Origin of the sequence: Wolbachia endosymbiont of Tribolium confusum (genome assembly GCF_020405475.1) — a bacterium.
Taxonomy (GTDB): domain Bacteria; phylum Pseudomonadota; class Alphaproteobacteria; order Rickettsiales; family Anaplasmataceae; genus Wolbachia.
This window is the reverse complement of record NZ_JAIZNT010000001.1, coordinates 256,071-274,520: the sequence shown is the minus strand read 5'-3', so window position 1 is coordinate 274,520 and position 18,450 is coordinate 256,071. Positions and strand designations below refer to the sequence as shown.

The window sequence follows — 18,450 nt, the reverse complement described above, 5'->3', positions numbered from 1 at the left end:
GACAATTTTTTAGCACTGAAGAGAAAAAGATATTTTTATTGACTTATCTATGTATTGAAGTAATCACTAAAAAGTTTTAGTGGTTATGGTATATAATATGTCTAAGCAAGTAGGTAAACAAGGTGAAAGTAATCTTATTTTAGAGCCTGAACAGTTCTCTAACAGCTTCTTCAATAGTCAACAGAGTAGTTCATCAAATCCAAAATTACCGACTATAAGTCGTAAAGATAGGCATATGGATTTAACCAAGAAAAGGTACGCAAGAAACAAAGATGTTGCAGAATATCTAAGGAGTTATGATTTTATTAAAAGAGCAGAGGAATTGTCAATAATTTATCTTTTTGAGCGAGACTCATCTTCTACGAAATTGCAAATACCATTGACTAAAGATGAGCAAATTCTAGTTAAAAAATTTTGTGATGAGATGATAAAAGGTATAACAGAACACGATGAGCAAGAAAGCGTTTTAAAGTACATGGAACGCATAATAGAGGGTTATTTAAATCAAGGAATAAGATTAAACTCATATTACGGTAAGGATAATAAGACTGTAACAAATTTTATATTTGAAAAAATGGAAGAATTAATTAATCGCTTTCATGCAAATCCACACAATTCAACTACAAAAAATATCATACAAAAGATCACTCGTAATTTAGTGTTAAAAGGTGGGGTAGAAAAAGGATTATCTTTTTATAGCGATATTGAAGGCGGATATTACGGCTCTAATTATTTAAATGATCTTAACGAACAATGTAAGAGTAAGAAAAAAATGCTAGAGGGTCTAGCATATGAAGGTATTGTGAAAGAAAATAATAAGCAAATTGATGAATATGATCTTGAAGTAGAAGTAGATAATAAATATTTTTATATTAAGTATCCACAAGGTAGTATTGTTGAAACTGCAAGAATTTTAAATAATGAAAAAGCTAAGGATTTAGAAGTTGGCATATTTCAGATTGAGGAAAGTATAGTAAAAGTTGAAATTACAGAAGATGGAAAAAGAAATTACACAGATATCTTAAAAGGTGGTATTGAAATATTTTTTACTACTAAACTAGGAGAGATTAGTATTTATCTACGGAAAGATGGTAACAAAATGGTAGTAGAAATTGATGAGGAAAGTAAAATAAGGTTTAGCAAGTTAGAAAATAAATTAAGCTTTGGAGGAAATTGTTTTATAGAAGGGAAAAGTATTTCAGAAGTCATAGGCAAGAGTTTTGAGAATGTTCCATCTACTAGCCTTATGCAAACGTGTTTGCAGCAACAAGAAAACTCAGGTAGGGGATTAAATTAATGTATTTTTCAAACAAGAAACTAATTATAAATATTCATATGCATTGAATTAGAGCAGAGGATGTGAGACAGCAATTAGCACAAGAACTAAATGTGATTGTCAAAATAGTGATTGATTAAATCAACTTGGATAAGTAAATAGCAGCTTTACAGCTTGTTTTTATGAATGAAGATAAAACGTTGTAGCCAAGTGCGCTTTCAGCATTGTGCTGAATTGCAATATCTCTGTGTTCTAACTCTTCATCGCGAAATTTACTTATAGTTTCTCTTAATTCCCCATCTTCTAAATGTAAGACTTGTTCCTTATAGTGCTCTCCGATCACTTCTTCAACTGCAGCAGTGCAAGCCATAGCAGCTTTTTTACCCATTATGGCAGTTACAACACCAAGTGACACCCCTAAAACATGCCAAATTGGCAACAAAACAGTAGGACGAACTCTTTGCTCCTTGATTTTCTCATTAAAATAGTGGAAATGTTTTTTTTCCTGTTCCTCCATTTCAATTATTTTGTCAATTATGGAAGATTTTTTAAGAATAAATTTTTGACCGGAATAAATGCAAATGGCTCCATATTCGCCAGCATGATTTACTCTAATTGCTTGTTCTAAAAAATTTCCTTTCAATTTTTTTATATTGTTTTCCAATGTCTCCTCCATTTATTTCTGCATCAGTACTACTATAAACTAACATATTGTAGAGTAAACAAAATTCCATGCGTGCATTGCACCAGCATTGTGATTACAGGAACTCAAGCAGCTATAGCAACGGCAAGAATTAATTGACGGACTCTGCCATTCTTCTTAAAGTAAGGGTGAAGATATATTATTTATCTTCAGTCTGTGCAGATAAAACGACAAAAAGCTCAATATACTTGATGTTTAATTTTTTGCACTATGTGCACTCTATGTCTTTATAAAACTTTTACCCACATAAGCTAAAATGCGCTTATCAAAGGATTTAACACAATGAAAAACGCCAATAAAAAAAATAGGTAGTAGCTGATAGATTTTCTTTTGCCTTTTTCTCTGTTTAGTAGATTTTTCAATATTTAATTCAATTAGCCAGTACTGAGATGATAATGAGTAGTAAGCTAAACGTCCGTGTAGTTATTGGTATTATCAAGATATTCTCTAATCTTCTTCAAATCTTCCCAAGCTAAGCGTTTTTGTGCTGGTTGACGAAGTAGATAGGCTGGATGAAATATAGCGGCTGTAGTAATTGAATGAGATAAATATTGGTTAGTATAAGTATGAAATCTGCCACGCAAGTTCGATATAGTCTTTGTGTTATCAAGAAGGCTATAACATGCAATTCCTCCGACAAAAATCAGAATTTGCGGTAAAATAAGAGCAATGTGCTTCTCAACAAATGGTCTGCACATATCAAGCTCCAGATCAGTTGGCTTTCTGTTACCAGGTGGACGCCAAAACACGGTGTTGCTTATATATACCTTAGTGCGGTCCAGATTAATTGCACCGAGCATCTTATCGAGTAGCATTCCGCTTGCACCACAAAATGGTATGCCTTTCAGGTCTTCATTTGCTCCTGGTGCTTCACCAATAAGCATGATTTTTGCATTCGGATTACCATCAGAAAAAACAGTATTAGTTGCAGTTTTTTTTATTTCACAACCCTCAAATGACTTAACTGCACTTCTTAGTTCGTCTACACTACTACATTCACTTGCAAGCTTCCTTGCTTCAATGATCCAGTCACTTGGGAACATGGTTTGTTGTTCTTTTTTCTGCTCGATGACAGAAGATTGTGCAGCTCTCTCATTTTCCATTTTTTTTTCCTCTTCACTTTCAGTTAGTGTGCAATCAACTCCTACTTCATGATAGAACTTCAACAATTCTAGGTCTTCATTACTCATAGTTCTTTTTAACCTTCTGTGCCCTTCTCATAGCCATATCATATTTCAATTTAGACAAATGTCTAATGTATAATATACCATTTAAGTGATCTAATTCATGCTGAATACATCTTGCAAGCCAACCACTAGCTTTTAGCGTCTGTTCTTCATTATTTAAATTTTTATATTTCACAGTTAAATACTTTGGACGCTTAATTTCATGGCTTTGCTCTGGAATTGAAAGACACCCTTCGCTCATAATCACTTGTTCATCGGATAATTCCTTAATTTCAGGATTAATCATGCAAAACTTGCCAACTGAATCATACCCTACTAGCTCATCTTCTTCCTTCTCTGGACTAACGTCCATGATAAAAATTCTCTTCAGTACTCCCACTTGAACGGCAGCAAGACCAAGACCTTCCGCATCGTACATAGTTTCGAACATGTCGTTTACTAATTCTTTAATTTTATCGTTTATATCTGTTACTTCACTGGCACGTGTAGTTAACCTTTCATCGGGTGCAATTACAATTGGCAATTTAGACATAAAATTTTGATTTTATGTTTTATTTTTCCCTTTGTCCAGGTATATTAAAATGTTGCTGTATTTTTAATAGAAATATAAATTATTAAAGGAAGCTACAATTTAAATGAAATCGCATCATAAGGTTAACTAATGTACTCTGCAGTAATAACAAAACCAAAGCAGAATGTTTTCGCTGTTTTAGACGTAGGTACAACAAAAATTATCTGTCTCATTGTTAAAATCAATAGCAATTTTAGCTATGAAATAATAGGAGTGGGTTATAAAAGTGCAGAAGGTATAAGTGGTGGATCAATAACTGACGCAAAGCATGCAAGTTACTCTATTTCATCAACTCTAGGTTTAGCTGAGCAAGTATCAGGAGAAGCTATAGACCAGATATATGTGAATGTGGCCGGATGTGGAATCTCATCTTTTAACGTACATAACGAAATAATTGCAGCTAATCACGAAATTTCAGACCGAGATATAAAACGTGTAGTCTTTCAGACATTTGAGAAATATATCGAAGAAAATGTTATAATTCATAATATACCACTTAAATATCACCTAGATGACATGACTGACATAAAGGAGGTTAGTGGATTATATGGAAAAAGATTATCTGCTGACGTTAATGTCGTCACTGCTTCGCGTCCAGCCCTTACCAATATTGAAAATTGTATAACTAATAATAGCGGGATAAGTATGGTTGGTTGTGTTGCTTCTGCATATTCTGCAGGTCTTGCTTGTCTAAGTGAAGATGAAAAAGAGCTAGGGACTGCCATTGTTGACATAGGAGGTGGATGCACTGCAATTGGAATTTTTAAGAGAGGAAAACTTGTGTACACAAGCAGCATTCCAATTGGTGGCATTCACATCACTCGAGATATAGCTTATGGACTATGCACAAGTATAGAGCATGCTGAACGCATAAAAATACTATACGGTAGCACTATCGTAACTTCAATAGATGAAAATGAATATATTACACTGCAAAACAATGAAAATGATGAACCAACTCGAGTACTCAAGTCCGAACTCATTGACATCATAAGACCTAGGGTTGAGGAGATATTTGAACTAGTAAGAGAGCAATTTCAAAAACAAAAAGATCCAATCAATAAAGTAGTGGTCACAGGTGGAGCTAGTCAACTCACAAGCATGAAAGAAATTGCAAGTTATATATTCAACAAACAAGTCCGTATTGGATGCCCTGAGTCTTGTAACGGTCTTGATGGTGAATATGATAAAAACCCTGTATTTTCTGCTGCCATAGGTTCTATAAAGCTAATAGTCGATACCTTTTATAAAAACAACTCTGGAATGCTCGGTCAAGATGGTAAAATGAGTAAATTGTATAATTGGGTTAAATCAAAAGTCACAGTCTAGATTTTTGTCTTTATCTCTTAATATACAAATTGCTTGATCTAGGAGCTTATTTTTATAGTATTATTACACTGATGTATCCGTAAGAGAAGCAGAAAATTACAATAAAAACGTAAGAAACATGAACGTAACTATACATTCACAAGAGGATTTCGAATTCATGCGCAAAGCTGGCAAACTTGCAGCTGAAACCCTTGATTTCATTGCACCGTATGTAAAGGTAGGAGTGACAACTAATGAGTTAAATGATCTATGTCATGATTTTATAATTAATGCAGGTGCAATTCCAGCGCCACTGAACTATAAGGGATATCCGAAATCAATTTGCACTTCAAAAAATGCTGTTGTATGTCATGGTATTCCTGATGATAAACCTCTTAAAGATGGAGATATTTTAAATATTGACGTTACAGTGATTTTAAATGGCTGGTATGGTGACACAAGTCGCATGTTTTGGGCTGGTAAACCCTCAATAAAAGCAAAGCGTTTGTGTAATGCTACTTATAATGCGCTAATGGAAGCAATAAAACAAGTCAGGCCAGGCAATAAGTTAAATGAAATAGGACTTACTATAGAAAAATATATTGAAGATTTTGGATATTCTATCGTACGCAATTATTGTGGACATGGCATAGGAAAAACCTTTCATGCACCACCAAATGTAGTACATTTTTATGATGAAGGTGAGGATCTTATCTTAAAAGAAGGCATGTTTTTTACGGTAGAACCAATGATCAATGCTGGAAAACATGAAACTCTGCTCAGCAAGCTAGATGGCTGGACAGTGACAACACGTGATCTTTCACTTTCTGCACAGTTTGAGCATACGCTTGGAGTAACAAAAGATGGCGTTGAAATATTTACGTTATCACCTAAGAATTGGCATTTTCCACCTTATGATTAGATTTTTTTTGATTTTCGAAAAAATCTAACTCTTAACTTGTGATATAGCAACCAACCCAATTAGTGCACAGAAAATCATGTAAAAACTTGCTAAAGTTCCTTGCCCTGTAACTTTGATAATAGTTGTGCATATAAATGGTGCAAGGCCACCAAAAAATCCCGAAGCTATATTTCTTGATAAACCAAATCCACTGTATCGTACCTTTGTTGGAAATAATTCGCACATAAACGCGCTAACAGGACCAAGAGAAGCAGCTATTGGGATTATAAAAAGAACGTGTGCCATTATTGCTAGAGAATTATTACCACTTAGTATCATTGAAAAAACTGGATAACTTACTACTATAAAAGTTACAAATGCAAATTTCATGACTTTCTCTCTTCCTATCTTATCAGAAAGTATTGCAAATAGTACAGTTAGTCCTCCAAGTGCAACCTGATTCAATATTTCTACTGCGTGATTAAAGTGAGTGTTTATTGTTGATGCAAGTAGATTAAAAAACACTAAATATATGTAAAGAGATGCATTTTCAACTATGTCAACTCCAATTGATATTAGAAAAGGTTTTTTATAGCCATTTAACAGTTCTTTTAACGGTAATTCATGTGGCTTTTCCTGCTTTTTATATTCTGGACTTTCATCGAGTATATATCTCATATATATACTAATTAATCCTATTACAAAACTGAAAATAAAAGGCAATCTCCATCCCCAAGATTCAAAATCGGATACTTTTTTGCATATAAGCACCACTATAAGACTTAATATTGAGCCAAGAATTGCGCTCAATACTTCAATACTGCCAAAGAATCCTCTTTTATTCTGAGGAGCATGCTCTATTAAAAATGGCGCATTTCCTGCCTCTCCTCCAAGAGATATACCCTGCAATAATCTTAAACATACCACCAGTATTGATGCTAGTACTCCAATTTTTTGATAACCCGGAACAAAGGCAATGAGTACAGTTGATAGAGTCATCAATATAATAGAGAGAAAGAGAGCAATCCTTCTTCCATATTTATCGCCGATGTGGCCAAATATAGCAGCACCAATTGGTCTTATTAGGAATCCTACCGCAAATACTCCAAAAGCTTTAAGTATGCTGACTAATTTATCATCTGATGGAAAAAACACACCTCCAATTATGCTTATTAGATGACTAAAAAGCATATGATCATACCATAACAAAGTATTACAAATTAAACTTGATAGTATTACTTTTGTTATTTGCTGCACAAAATCTTCTATAATTTGTTTGGTATTATAGTAATATTACTTACTTTTTCAAACGTGAATTATGTAAATGTTATATTAATAATATTATCTTATTAAATTTTTATATCATTGATTATATTTAAATATTCTTATACTATACCTATATATTTCCATATATTTTTTGGCGAGAAAGTTATTTTAATTTAAGTGCACAAAGTCTCTTGATATGACACATATTCCAGTTTTATTAAAAGAGATGCTACTGCAATTAGCACCACAAAGTGGTGGTATATATGTGGATGCCACGTTTGGAGCTGGAGGATATAGCAAAGCAATATTGGAATCCGCTGATTGCAAAGTGTATGCAATTGATAGGGATGAAACAGTTACCAAATTTTATGATGATCTGAACATTAAATACCCTGATAGAATAAAATTATTTATTGAAAAGTTTAGTAATATTAAAAGCATACTAAGTAGCGTTGGGCCACCTCCTGTCATCCCAGCTGGGATCCAGAAAAAAGATAACTGGTCACGCGCTGGAATGACATCAAGTGGAGTGGATGGAGTGGTTTTTGACGTTGGAGTTTCATCTATGCAGCTTAATAATGGAGATAGAGGATTCTCATTTCTACGTGATGGCCCACTTAACATGAGAATGGATAACTATTCTCATATGAATGCTTCGACGTTTGTTAACGCTTTACGTGAAGAAGAGATTGCGAACACTATATATAATTATGGGGGTGAGCGTCATTCTCGTAGAATCGCAAGAGCGATAGTAAATGCGCGGAAGAAGAAAATTATCAAAACTACATTTGAACTTGCGGATATTGTACGTTCTGTAGTGTTTCGTGGAAAAAGCAAGATTGACCCTGCAACTAGGACATTTCAGGCAATCAGAATATGGGTAAATGATGAGCTAGGAGAGCTTGAAAAGGGTATTAAAGCTGCATCTGAGATTTTAAGTGAAAACGGCAAATTAATTGTAGTTACTTTTCATTCTTTAGAAGACCGCATAGTCAAAACTTTTTTTAAAGATTTATGTGAATCAGGATCTACTAAAACATTCTCCCTTTTAAATAAAAAAGTGATTAAAGCAAGTGCAGAAGAAATAAATGCAAATCCACGTGCGCGTTCAGCAAAATTAAGAGCTATACAGAGGTTGTCATGAGAACCTTCTGTATTATTTCAATAACTATGTTTTTATTATAGGGTTATTTAAGGTAAAATTACATGTCCAGTCACTAAATAAAGAGCTAACATAAATAAAACGTGAAATTAATTTAGTGCAAAGCGGCATAAAAGTCCTGCGAGCAGAGTGGAGTTATTTGAGCAATTCAAAAAAACTTGCAGTCTTATGGAGAAATACCTAAAAAATAACTTTTTGATACTAGCTAGCCAGGTTCAACTCTCTAAATAGCCGCAGTGCGTTAGCACAATTTAAAACCCAGAGTAACAATTAGAACCTATCTTGAAAGGAAAAAAAGAAAAGAATAAAGCAAAAAATAGGAGGGTAACAAGTGATATAAGTGACAAGGCCAAATGTTGCACAAGGAGCAATAGGGAGAGCAAAAACATAATATCAGAACAATTATTAATGCGATAAAATATATAATGAGGGAGTTTAATATAGTTATGCAAGAGGCCTAATTTGAAATATTAACGTAAAAAATTGCTTCCATATATTTTAAATCTGATTATAATGATAGTTAGAGATACTTTTAGAGCTCAAAAACTTATCTTTGTCTGCAGACTTTTTCTACTAAACAATCAAATTAATTAAAAAATGTATTCTTCAGTGTATACACGTATACTTAATTTCTGTCGTATGTGCGCTGCACTTTTTTCTAATCTTTTTTACACAGGGGGATTTTATGTCCAGAATTCCAGATATTTGACCTTTACTTTAGCTAAAAACCAATAGGCGCCTATTGTTTAACGCTAATTAAAATAAAAATTTTTCTAATATATAGAAGAATTACAAAATCACTGTTTACTGAAAACGGAGCAAGAAAGCTGCTAATGTCAAAGAATTTTAGGTAAACATTATTTGCTTGACGTATGAGCGTGCTCTCCTTACTGCAAGAACTCTTTAATATATGCTTAACCACTTAAGTCCTTTCAAGATATGTTCTTAGATTTAAGCTTTTAGGTAAACACACTACAATAAAATTTACTTTAGTATAAAATTATTTGCATAAGATTTTGGCAGTCTTTTAACATCTTTTGGCATTTCAATTGTGTACTTTGTGTTGTGTTTCTTTGCGTAAGATACTGCTTTTTCAAGAGAATCAAACTTTAATACAATCTGTTTTTTTGGGTCTTTTGAGCCAACCCAACCCATCAAAGGTTCAATATAGTAAGAACAAGGCTCAATTTTTAGGTACCAGAATTTTGTATTACCTAAGCCAGATTGTGTTGCAGTTTTTGTTGGCTTATAAATCTTAAAAACTACTTGATCGTCAATACTCATAGCTCTTACTAAGTAATCTTAAGTATATATCTAAATAAATTTTTCCACAAAGAATTAGTGTGAAAGAATGAAGTTTGAAATAAATATTTTTATGTTATATTATTAAATTATATAAAAAGGATTAGCTGAATAGGAGTAATCGATGGCACAGCAAGAAATGGTAACAATTAATGCAGAGTTACGTGATGTAAAAAAAAAGAAAGCGATGCAGGCTCTGAGGGAGAAGGGAAGTATACCTGCAGTTATATATGGTAAAGGGCATGATAACGTAAATTTGACATTGTCTGCAAAGGAATTTACTAAACAATATAAATCAGGTGCTCTTTCTGCACATTTAATAGAACTAGATATTTCAGGGAAAAAAGAATATGCTCTTGTTCGTGATATTCAATGGCATGTAGTAAAGGATACTGTGCAACATGTTGATTTTCAGTTTGTTGATAAAGGTAGTGAAATAAAAATAGATATACCTTTATCATTCATCAATGAAAGTAAATCACCAGGAATCAAATTAGGTGGAGTGCTTAATGTTTTGTGTCGTTCTATTACTGTCAAATGCTCTCCTGAGAAAATACCTCAAGTCATAGAAATTGATTTGTCTGGCAAAATGATTGGTCAGTCTATACATATCAATGATGTAAAACTACCCGAAGGTGTTAAGTTTGTAGCTCATGAGGAAGAAAATTTCACCATTGTAACAATCTCTGCTGCTGATAGTGATGTTGAAGAGCCTCAAACAAAAACAGAGGAGTAGTGCATTTAATAGCTGGGCTTGGTAATCCTGGTAGTCAATATGAGTTAACTCATCATAATATTGGTTTTATCGTTATTGACGCAATCTACAAATATTGGAATTTTCAGTCATTTTCTAAGAAAGCCGATTACTTGATAACCTCCGGCATAATTAATAATAATAAAATTATGTTGATAAAGCCTTATTCATTTATGAATAATTCAGGTATTCCTGTTGCAAAAATAAAAAATTTTTACAAATTATCGCTAGATAATATTGTTGTCATACATGATGATGCTGATTTGAAATTTGGAAGAATAAAAGTAAAAAAAGGTGGTAGCTCAGCCGGACATAATGGACTTAAGTCTATAGATAGCCTTATTGGTAATGATTATTGGCGTTTGAGATTTGGAGTAGGTAGGCCTGAAAATCGGAAAAGCTTAGCAGATTATGTATTATCAAAATTTGAAAATTTTGATAATGTTATCCTCTTAGTGGAAAAAATAGCAAAGAATATACACCTAATGCTGCAAGGAGATACCACAGCTTTTATCAACTCAGTTGGGAGAGTGTGAAATATAGCAATTGAACAGGACATCCTATTCAATATAAAACTTGTATCCGTTCAGCCAATGGTGTCAACTTAAGGAAAAATATCAGCGATAGTGTATAAAATTTCTCTCTAAAGTTTTTACCATTAAATCACCCAAAAGCTGCAATAAACAGTACTTTTGTTTCTGTTTTATTTCAACAAAGAAGTCTAGAATGTATCCTTTTTAGGTGAAACATGCAGAAAGGAAAAAATCTTATTCTACAAATTAAAAATATAATATACTCGAAAGCTTTTCAGAGAATCCATTGTGTTGGAAAAAACAGTTTCACGCGAACAAGAAAACTCCCTTTTACGACAGTATTTTCTATGATTTTAAAGTTAATTAAGAAAAGTTTAGGAATAGAATGTGAGCTCATTGACTTGTAAAGTTCCACCCTCAAAGCAAGCTTTTTCTAAAGCAAGATATAAATACAGGTTTTAAAGAATTATTAGAGCTAAGCATCCAAACAGCCTATCAAGATGAGCCTGAGTATGGAACTTGGAGAGGCTATAGGCTTATTGCAGCAGATGGTTCTGGTATTCGATTACCGAGCTCTGAAGAAATTGTATCCGAGTTTGGCCGTTTTAAACCAAATGGAACAACAGGTATAATGCCACCATTAGCAAGGGTTTCTTTGTTTGTTGATTTATGTACTTCGCTGATTTGCAGTGCTCGCCTTGCGGCTTGGAATGTGGGTGAGCAAACGTTAGCAGAAGAACAATTACCTGAAGTTGTTACTCAAATGCATTCATTAAATCAAGATAGATTATTATTTATCTACGACCGTGGCTATCCTTCATTAAAGTTCATTCAGCAGCATTATGAATTGAAAGTAGACTTTATTTTTCGCTTGCAAAAAAGAAATTATAGCAAGCTATGGGAACGAATTTCATCTGGTGAATTAGATTTTGATTTTGTGCTAGAAAATAAAACGGAAAGCCAAAAAGTAAGAGTAATAGTGATTACATTAGCCAATGGGGAAACAGAGGTATTGATTACTTCACTTTTTGAACGAGAAAAATTTACTTTGGAAGATATCAGCAAAGCTTATGTATTAAGGTGGCATATAGAGGAGTGCTATAAACGACTCAAAATAGGTGCAGAATTAGAGAATTTTTCTGGAATAAATTTAGAGGCTATATTACAAGAATTTTGGGCAAACTTAGTTATGTGTAATATATTATCGCTTCACATGTGTGATTCTCAAGGGCCTTGGAACCCAGACCAAATTACTGAGTATCGTTTAAATTTTTCAGTTTTATTTGGTGTCATGAGGCAGAAACTCTATCAGGTGCTTATTGGAAATTGTTCGCCAAAAAACTTTCAAGCCCTTTTTGATAGAGCAAGTATACGCGCTAAAGTCAAAATCCGACCAGGACGATTGTATAGCCGCGATAAGGTAGATAAGCCCAAACGCCATCATGTCTTTAGGAGAGTTTGCTAATCGAGGCTCTTAAGTTGACGCCATTGTCCGTTCAGCAGGGTAGCAAAATAAGATAGACAAAAATATAGGAACAAATAGTCAGTGTGCAAACACACAGCTATACGAACATTGTGACAATTTGCGTAACAAATGGTGTCATCCCAGTGCTTGACACTGGGATCCAATTTTTCATTTAAGCTCATTAATTTAGCATAAGCTTACCGAATTAGTTTGCCTGTGAATTTTCTTAGATCCCAGTGTCAAGCACTGGGATGACACCAAAAGGGCTACTTAGGCGACAAGAAAAGAAGCACTGATTTCAACATTTGCACATTAGCCATGCATCTGAATGGATACTAAAACTTCACCCTAATCTAGATTAGAATACTGATTCTTCTAGAAGTTGTTCGCGCTCTTCCTCTATTGCGATAGAATTATCGTGATTTTTAAATAAATCTCTGATTTTTGTTTCTATTTCATTTGCAATTTCTTTATTTGCCTTGAGGTAACTTTTTACATTTTCTCTTCCTTGCCCAAGACGCGTATTGTTATATGAATAATAAGCGCCTGCCTTTTCAAGGACACCAAGTTTTGCTCCTATATCTATTATTTCTCCAAGTTTTGATATACCTTCATTGTACATTATATCAAATTTTGCTTCTCTAAATGGGGGAGCGACTTTATTTTTTACAACTTTAACTCTCGTTTCATTGCCCGTGATATTCTCCTTATCCTTTATCGCACCAACTTTTCTTATATCAAGTCTTATAGAAGTATAGAATTTTAACGCATTTCCACCGGTGGTAGTTTCAGGATTTCCATATACTACTCCTATTTTCATACGGATTTGGTTGATAAATATCAATATACAGTTTGCTTTTGAAACTACAGAAGTTAGTTTCCTGAGTCCATGGCTTAGAAGCCTTGCTTGCAATCCCATGTGCTGATCGCCCATATCCCCTTCAATTTCAGCTCTTGGAGTTAGTGCTGCAACAGAATCAATAACTATTACATCAACTGCACTAGAACACACTAAATACTCAACAATATGCAACGCCTGCTCTCCAGTGTCTGGTTGTGAAATTACCAAATCATCAGTTTTTACTCCAAGTTTACGAGCATATATAACATCCAGTGCGTGTTCCGCATCGATAAATGCACATAATCCTCCTTTTTTCTGTGCTTCAGCAATTACATGCAAAGCAAGAGTAGTTTTACCAGAACTCTCAGGGCCAAATATCTCAATTATACGTCCTTTTGGCAGTCCCCCAACACCTAGAGCTGAATCAAGTGCAATCGACCCTGTGGATATCGTGTCTATTTTTTCTATAGGGTTTTGCTTCAGCTTCATTATTGCACCTTTACCGAAAGCTTTTTCAATTTGGCTTATTGCATTATCTAGTGCTTTTTGCTTATCATTATTTCTTTCTTCTGGATTATGTGCCATGGATCATTTATTAACTTGTATAGTCTCCATGGTAATTGAACGTAAACAATCTGCCAAGGGTTTTTTAATAACGAAGAACGTTAGTGTAAATTATATTAAGATAGATAGACTTTGTAGTGCGATACAAAATAACGATAGAATACAATGGTAGTGGTTTCTCTGGATGGCAGAAGCAACGACACTCCGCTAACTCAATTCAGGAGACTATAGAAAACGCTATATTTAATTTCAGTGGCGAGAGAGTCTCTTTGCATTGTGGTGGCAGAACTGACACAGGGGTTCATGCTTTAGGGCAAGTTGCTCATTTCAATATGGAAAGGCAATTTGAGCTTTACAGAATAAGAAATGGAATAAACTATCACTTAAAAGCGATTCCTATAGTTGTGCTTAGTGCAGAAGCCGTAGATGATGCATTTCATGCGCGATTTTCAGCAAAAAAAAGATATTATGAATATAGAATAATTAATCGCTACGCTCCTACAGCTCTCGAAACTGGTTATGTGTGGCGGGTGCTTAACCCACTTGACGTAAATGTCATGCGTGGAGCTGCTAAATATCTGCTTGGAAAACATAATCTTTCAAGCTTCCGCTCAAAAGATTGTCAAGCTACAAATCCGGTCAGAACAATCGATGATATTGATATAGTACAAAGTGAAAGTCATATATACATCAAAATATCTGCGATTTCCTTTTTACATAACCAAGTGAGGATTATTGTTGGCACTTTAGTTGAATTTGGAAAAAATAGAACTAATCCACAAGAAATGTTAAATATATTAAGTCAATGCAAAAGAAACGCCGCTGGAATCACAGCACCGCCTCACGGCTTATACTTAGTAAAGATAGATTACTAGAGCTTAAGTCCTCATTGGCATCACTATATATAGTGCACTTGGATCATCTTCATCAGTGATAATTGTAGCGCTATTACCATCTGATAAGCTGACCTTACATTTGTTTTTTATACAAGATAAAGCATCAAGCAAATAACGAGAATTAAATCCTACTTCCATAAGAGCTCCATCGTAATCCACCTCTATAGATTCAGTTGCATCACTGCACTCTTGGGAATTTGAATGTAGAGTTAATAAATTCTCTTGCAATGAAAATTTAATTGATTTTATTTTATCGGACACAACAACGGAAACTCGGTCTATAACACTAGCAAGTTTGCTACTCTCAACAATCATTTGTTTATCTTGAGACGTCGGAATAACGGCTTTGTAATCTGGAAAAGTCCCATCTATCAATTTTGATATTATAATATACTCACCGCATGTGAATTTGATTTTTCTATCTGAAAGTTTTATATTAACCTCACTGCAATCACCCAATACTTTCAGTAATTCCATGATAGTTTTACGTGGAATGATCACACCAAATTCGCCGTTGATATCTTTAGATTTAGGCCTTTTTATACATGATAAACGGTGGCCATCAGTTGCAACGCAGTACAGAAATTGCTCATCTGTATGCAGATATATCCCGTTTAAATTATACCTTGTATCATCCAGCGACACAGCAAACTTCGTTTTAGTCAACAAGTCTACCAAATCTGCACTTAGTAGAGTGAAATCGTATTGATGATCACCTTCTTCAAGGACAGGAAAGTTATTTGAAACTACATTCGGTAAAGAAAAGTTTGCATTCCCACAGGATATCAATAATTTTCCTTGATTATTCATTTCGAAATTAACATCCAAATCAGTTGGCAACTTCTTCACTATGTCATGTAAAGTATGTGCTGATATTTTCACTTCTCCTTCTGCTGATACATTTGCAGTAAGTGAGGCAAATATTGAAATGTCAAGATCAGTAGCCTTTAGTTTTATGCTACCATATTGTGCTTTGATATTTATACACGCTAAAACATCTATTGCGTTGCGCCTTTCAACCACTCCACTTACCCTGGATAGCGTATTTAAAAGGCTTGCACGACTTACACTAAAACGCATTTGTTCACACACAGAACTTTGTTCTTTGATTCCTATATCTACAATTTTTGACATATTAATTCTCAAAAATATATTTTAAATGATATTCATATTCTATGTAAAGTGATATCCATATTTTTGTCTGAGAGACAAAACAGCCTATCTTATACTTTAGTAATCAATAATTTACTTTGTATGGCATAAGTCATGCATTTTTTGGTAAGCTTTTTGAAAGCCAAGCAAGGAATAAGTATCATCAACATTTGCTGTTTTTACTTTTCCATTAACTACCATTGATAATCCCTGCTTCATTTTTAGAATCAAATCTTGGTCCATTTTTGTATCATCTGTCCACGCAAGACTTCCTTGTATTATTGGCAATTGATATTTAATTTTTTTATCGATATTGAGAACTACAGGCTCATTATTATACTGAAAGCCAGAAGTGACACTCACCTCATCTGCTTTTTTATCAACGTAACTGACCATTACATACGGCTTGCGGTCGGCTGTATAATGTTCACTTTTTTTCTTAGGATGAGATACAATGTAACACACTTTTTCACCATCTTCCAATGCAGTATACACAAGCCAATCTTTATATTTTTCGTTCAGTTGTACGTTACTAACCGATGCAAGAGTACCTATTGAAAAAAATATTAGAAATACAAAAAGACTACGCATGTAAACCAAGTTTCAAACTCTCTGATTTTACATGTTGTTTTACCTTACTCATTGCTTGCTCAGCCAACTGTCTTATTCTTTCTCTTGAAACACAATATTTTTTGCTAAGCTCATCCAAAGTCTGAGTACTTTCAGATAAATATCTGCTAATGAAAATGTCTCTTGATCTTTCATTAAGACTTGCCAGCGCATTGCTTAAAATTGTTTCTTTTAATGCCTTTTCTTCATGATTCTGGTAAGCTACTTCTTGACTAACTAAATTACACGGAATCATATCTTGTAACTCCTTTTTAGAGTCATCACCTATTTTTATACAATTATTTAACGACTGATCCTTACAAGCCAAACGATAGTTCATTTGTACAACATCTTCTTCAGATACAGAAAGCTCATTTGATATTGCTTTTATTTCTTCGTTACTCAAAGTTTCTCTGTTTGTGTATTGTAAAATTCTTTTTTTTATTTTACGTAAACTAAAAAACAATCTCCTTTGTGCTTGCGTTGTACCTATTTTTACAAGCGACCAAGATTTTAATATAAAGTCTTTCATTGAAGCTTCAATCCACCATACTGCATAAGTTGAAAAACGAAACCCTAAATCGGGATTGAACTTTTTCACTGCATGCATTAAACCCATATTTCCTTCCATGACCAGGTCCATCAACAATAGCCCGTAATTCTTAAATTTCATTGCAATTTTTACTACCAAATTCAAATGGCTAGTAATCAACCTGTGAGCAGAAGAAATATCCTGGTATTCTTGCCAATTTTTTGCTAATCGCACTTCCTCTTCTTGGGAAAGCATAGGAAATTTTCGCACTTCAGCAATATATTGCATGAGATTAGTGCTACTATTAACACATAAATTTGCTACTGGGGCCAACATAACAACTTAAATTAAAACTTCATGTATATAATATATTGATTTTCAGCAAAAAATTCAAGCTTTAATTAAAAAAGCATAACTTTATATCTAGTTGAGATCTTAACAACAGCTACCTAAATGTAGCATTAAAATTGCTAGCGTGTAACGATAAAAACTACATTAAATAAATAATGTGTTATTCCAGTGCTCAAACACTGGAATTCACATTTCTTTTTTCTAGATCCCAGTGTCATGCTACTTGAATGACAAGAAAAACCCACTGGGATAATAAAACTGAGATAGACTAGAAATTAAATGCTACTCCAGCTTCTGCACCAACAGTGCTGTAAAGAACATTTTTGATACCAGCATCATCCTTAGCCGCCTTATCAAAACTAGCACCATAAGAACCGAAGTAACGAGCTCCAGCAAAGAGTTTGATTTCTGGAGTTACATCATAGCTAACACCAGCTTTTGCTTGATAAGCAAAACCAAATCCTTTTTGATCTTTAACTGCATCAGCTTTTGAAGGATTGCTGATATATGCTGCACCAACACCAACACCAACGTATGGAGTGATAGGCATATCTTCAATCGCTATATCGTAATAAACGTTAACCAATCCTGAAAATGCTGTTAAACTGTCTGCAACATTTGTTTCAGAAGTATTTACTACAGCTGTATCTTTAGCCAATTGTGAGTAAAGCCCTTCAACATCAACTCTAATGTCGTCCATTTTATAACCAAATGCACCACCACCAGCTATAAAAGATCTTGTTAAGGGACTATCTTTTTCTTTACCTGTTACATTTGTAATACCCTCAACTTTTGTATAAAGAGGTAAAATTTCACCGTTGTATTGTAAACGAACATAGTAGCTAGTTTCTTCATCACTTATTGGACCAATAGGATCTGATGAAAAAGCAGAGTTTGATAGGCTTAGCAACGTCACTAAAGCAGCTGCCGAAAAAAACTTTTTATAATGCATAATTGCCCTCGTTAAAAAAATTAAAATTCCACTTTAGCAGTCTAAATAATAACTAAAGTTAAGTCAAGTGCTAACTTAATAACACAAAACCTTCTGTATCTTAACTAACTTTTAGGAAAATACAA

The 18,450-nt window shown here is 33.9% G+C and carries 16 protein-coding genes and 2 pseudogenes; 8 read left to right on the top strand and 10 right to left on the bottom strand.

Annotated elements, in window-relative coordinates; all coding sequences use genetic code 11:
• Nucleotides 1-97 precede the first annotated feature (97 nt).
• Entirely contained in the window at nucleotides 98-1,297 is a 1,200-nt protein-coding gene (locus LEM02_RS01355; RefSeq protein ID WP_226079397.1) for a hypothetical protein, read from the top strand.
• Nucleotides 1,298-1,412: 115 nt separating this feature from the next.
• Here LEM02_RS01355 and LEM02_RS01350 read toward each other — a convergent pair whose 3' ends face one another.
• From LEM02_RS01350 to def, 3 genes are all read right to left on the bottom strand, one after another.
• Entirely contained in the window at nucleotides 1,413-1,952 is a 540-nt protein-coding gene (locus LEM02_RS01350; RefSeq protein WP_410543378.1) for a demethoxyubiquinone hydroxylase family protein, read from the bottom strand.
• Between the two features lie 434 nt (nucleotides 1,953-2,386).
• Complete coding sequence (locus LEM02_RS01345; protein WP_214241785.1) at nucleotides 2,387-3,169, bottom strand: uracil-DNA glycosylase; 783 nt, start codon at nucleotides 3,167-3,169, stop codon at nucleotides 2,387-2,389.
• Entirely contained in the window at nucleotides 3,162-3,698 is a 537-nt protein-coding gene (gene def / locus LEM02_RS01340) for a peptide deformylase (protein WP_226079395.1), read from the bottom strand. The genes LEM02_RS01345 and def overlap by 8 nt, the downstream gene beginning before the upstream one ends.
• Before the next feature lie 129 nt (nucleotides 3,699-3,827).
• Between def and ftsA the strand changes: the two genes are divergently transcribed.
• Together ftsA and map are read left to right on the top strand one after the other, a co-directional pair.
• Nucleotides 3,828-5,066 (top strand): cell division protein FtsA, encoded by a 1,239-nt coding sequence (ftsA, locus tag LEM02_RS01335; RefSeq protein ID WP_226079394.1) that lies wholly within the window; start codon nucleotides 3,828-3,830, stop codon nucleotides 5,064-5,066.
• Between the two features lie 103 nt (nucleotides 5,067-5,169).
• Nucleotides 5,170-5,967 (top strand): annotated as a pseudogene (map, locus tag LEM02_RS01330) (type I methionyl aminopeptidase); the annotation flags it as partial.
• A gap of 24 nt (nucleotides 5,968-5,991) precedes the next feature.
• Here the strand turns inward: map and LEM02_RS01325 are convergent.
• On the bottom strand, nucleotides 5,992-7,203 hold the full coding sequence (locus LEM02_RS01325; protein WP_226079392.1) for an MFS transporter: 1,212 nt from the start codon (nucleotides 7,201-7,203) through the stop codon (nucleotides 5,992-5,994).
• A 205-nt stretch (nucleotides 7,204-7,408) separates the two neighbouring features.
• On the opposite strand from LEM02_RS01325, the gene rsmH reads away from it, so the two are divergent.
• Nucleotides 7,409-8,356 carry a 16S rRNA (cytosine(1402)-N(4))-methyltransferase RsmH gene (gene rsmH / locus LEM02_RS01320; protein ID WP_226079391.1) on the top strand — a complete coding sequence of 316 codons (948 nt, stop codon included), beginning with the start codon at nucleotides 7,409-7,411 and terminating at the stop codon, nucleotides 8,354-8,356.
• Between the two features lie 1,002 nt (nucleotides 8,357-9,358).
• On the opposite strand, the gene LEM02_RS01315 is transcribed toward rsmH, so the two are convergent.
• On the bottom strand, nucleotides 9,359-9,658 hold the full coding sequence (locus tag LEM02_RS01315) for an ETC complex I subunit (RefSeq protein WP_226079390.1): 300 nt from the start codon (nucleotides 9,656-9,658) through the stop codon (nucleotides 9,359-9,361).
• Between the two features lie 142 nt (nucleotides 9,659-9,800).
• Here LEM02_RS01315 and LEM02_RS01310 point away from each other — a divergent pair, with 142 nt between their 5' ends.
• The 3 genes and pseudogenes from LEM02_RS01310 (at nucleotide 9,801) to LEM02_RS01300 (ending at nucleotide 12,428) form a co-directional block, all read left to right on the top strand.
• Nucleotides 9,801-10,412 (top strand): 50S ribosomal protein L25/general stress protein Ctc, encoded by a 612-nt coding sequence (locus LEM02_RS01310; protein ID WP_211907644.1) that lies wholly within the window; start codon nucleotides 9,801-9,803, stop codon nucleotides 10,410-10,412.
• Nucleotides 10,412-10,966: an aminoacyl-tRNA hydrolase gene (gene pth, locus LEM02_RS01305; RefSeq protein WP_226079389.1), complete on the top strand. Its 555-nt coding sequence runs from the start codon at nucleotides 10,412-10,414 to the stop codon at nucleotides 10,964-10,966. The genes LEM02_RS01310 and pth overlap by 1 nt, the downstream gene beginning before the upstream one ends.
• Before the next feature lie 212 nt (nucleotides 10,967-11,178).
• A pseudogene (locus LEM02_RS01300) lies at nucleotides 11,179-12,428 on the top strand (IS4 family transposase).
• A 358-nt stretch (nucleotides 12,429-12,786) separates the two neighbouring features.
• Here LEM02_RS01300 and recA read toward each other — a convergent pair.
• Nucleotides 12,787-13,854, bottom strand: a complete 1,068-nt coding sequence (gene recA / locus LEM02_RS01295; protein WP_226079388.1) for a recombinase RecA — start codon at nucleotides 13,852-13,854, stop codon at nucleotides 12,787-12,789.
• A gap of 116 nt (nucleotides 13,855-13,970) precedes the next feature.
• Here recA and truA point away from each other — a divergent pair, with 116 nt between their 5' ends.
• Entirely contained in the window at nucleotides 13,971-14,708 is a 738-nt protein-coding gene (gene truA, locus LEM02_RS01290) for a tRNA pseudouridine(38-40) synthase TruA (protein ID WP_226079387.1), read from the top strand.
• A gap of 3 nt (nucleotides 14,709-14,711) precedes the next feature.
• On the opposite strand, the gene dnaN is transcribed toward truA, so the two are convergent.
• From dnaN to LEM02_RS01270, 4 genes are all read right to left on the bottom strand, one after another.
• Entirely contained in the window at nucleotides 14,712-15,863 is a 1,152-nt protein-coding gene (gene dnaN, locus LEM02_RS01285; protein ID WP_226079386.1) for a DNA polymerase III subunit beta, read from the bottom strand.
• 111 nt (nucleotides 15,864-15,974) lie between these two features.
• Nucleotides 15,975-16,472: an invasion associated locus B family protein gene (locus tag LEM02_RS01280; protein WP_226079385.1), complete on the bottom strand. Its 498-nt coding sequence runs from the start codon at nucleotides 16,470-16,472 to the stop codon at nucleotides 15,975-15,977.
• Nucleotides 16,465-17,358 (bottom strand): RNA polymerase factor sigma-32, encoded by an 894-nt coding sequence (locus tag LEM02_RS01275; protein ID WP_226079384.1) that lies wholly within the window; start codon nucleotides 17,356-17,358, stop codon nucleotides 16,465-16,467. Before LEM02_RS01275 ends, LEM02_RS01280 begins: the two co-directional genes overlap by 8 nt.
• A 283-nt stretch (nucleotides 17,359-17,641) precedes the next feature.
• Nucleotides 17,642-18,325 (bottom strand): P44/Msp2 family outer membrane protein, encoded by a 684-nt coding sequence (locus tag LEM02_RS01270; protein WP_226079383.1) that lies wholly within the window; start codon nucleotides 18,323-18,325, stop codon nucleotides 17,642-17,644.
• Nucleotides 18,326-18,450: the final 125 nt, after the last annotated feature.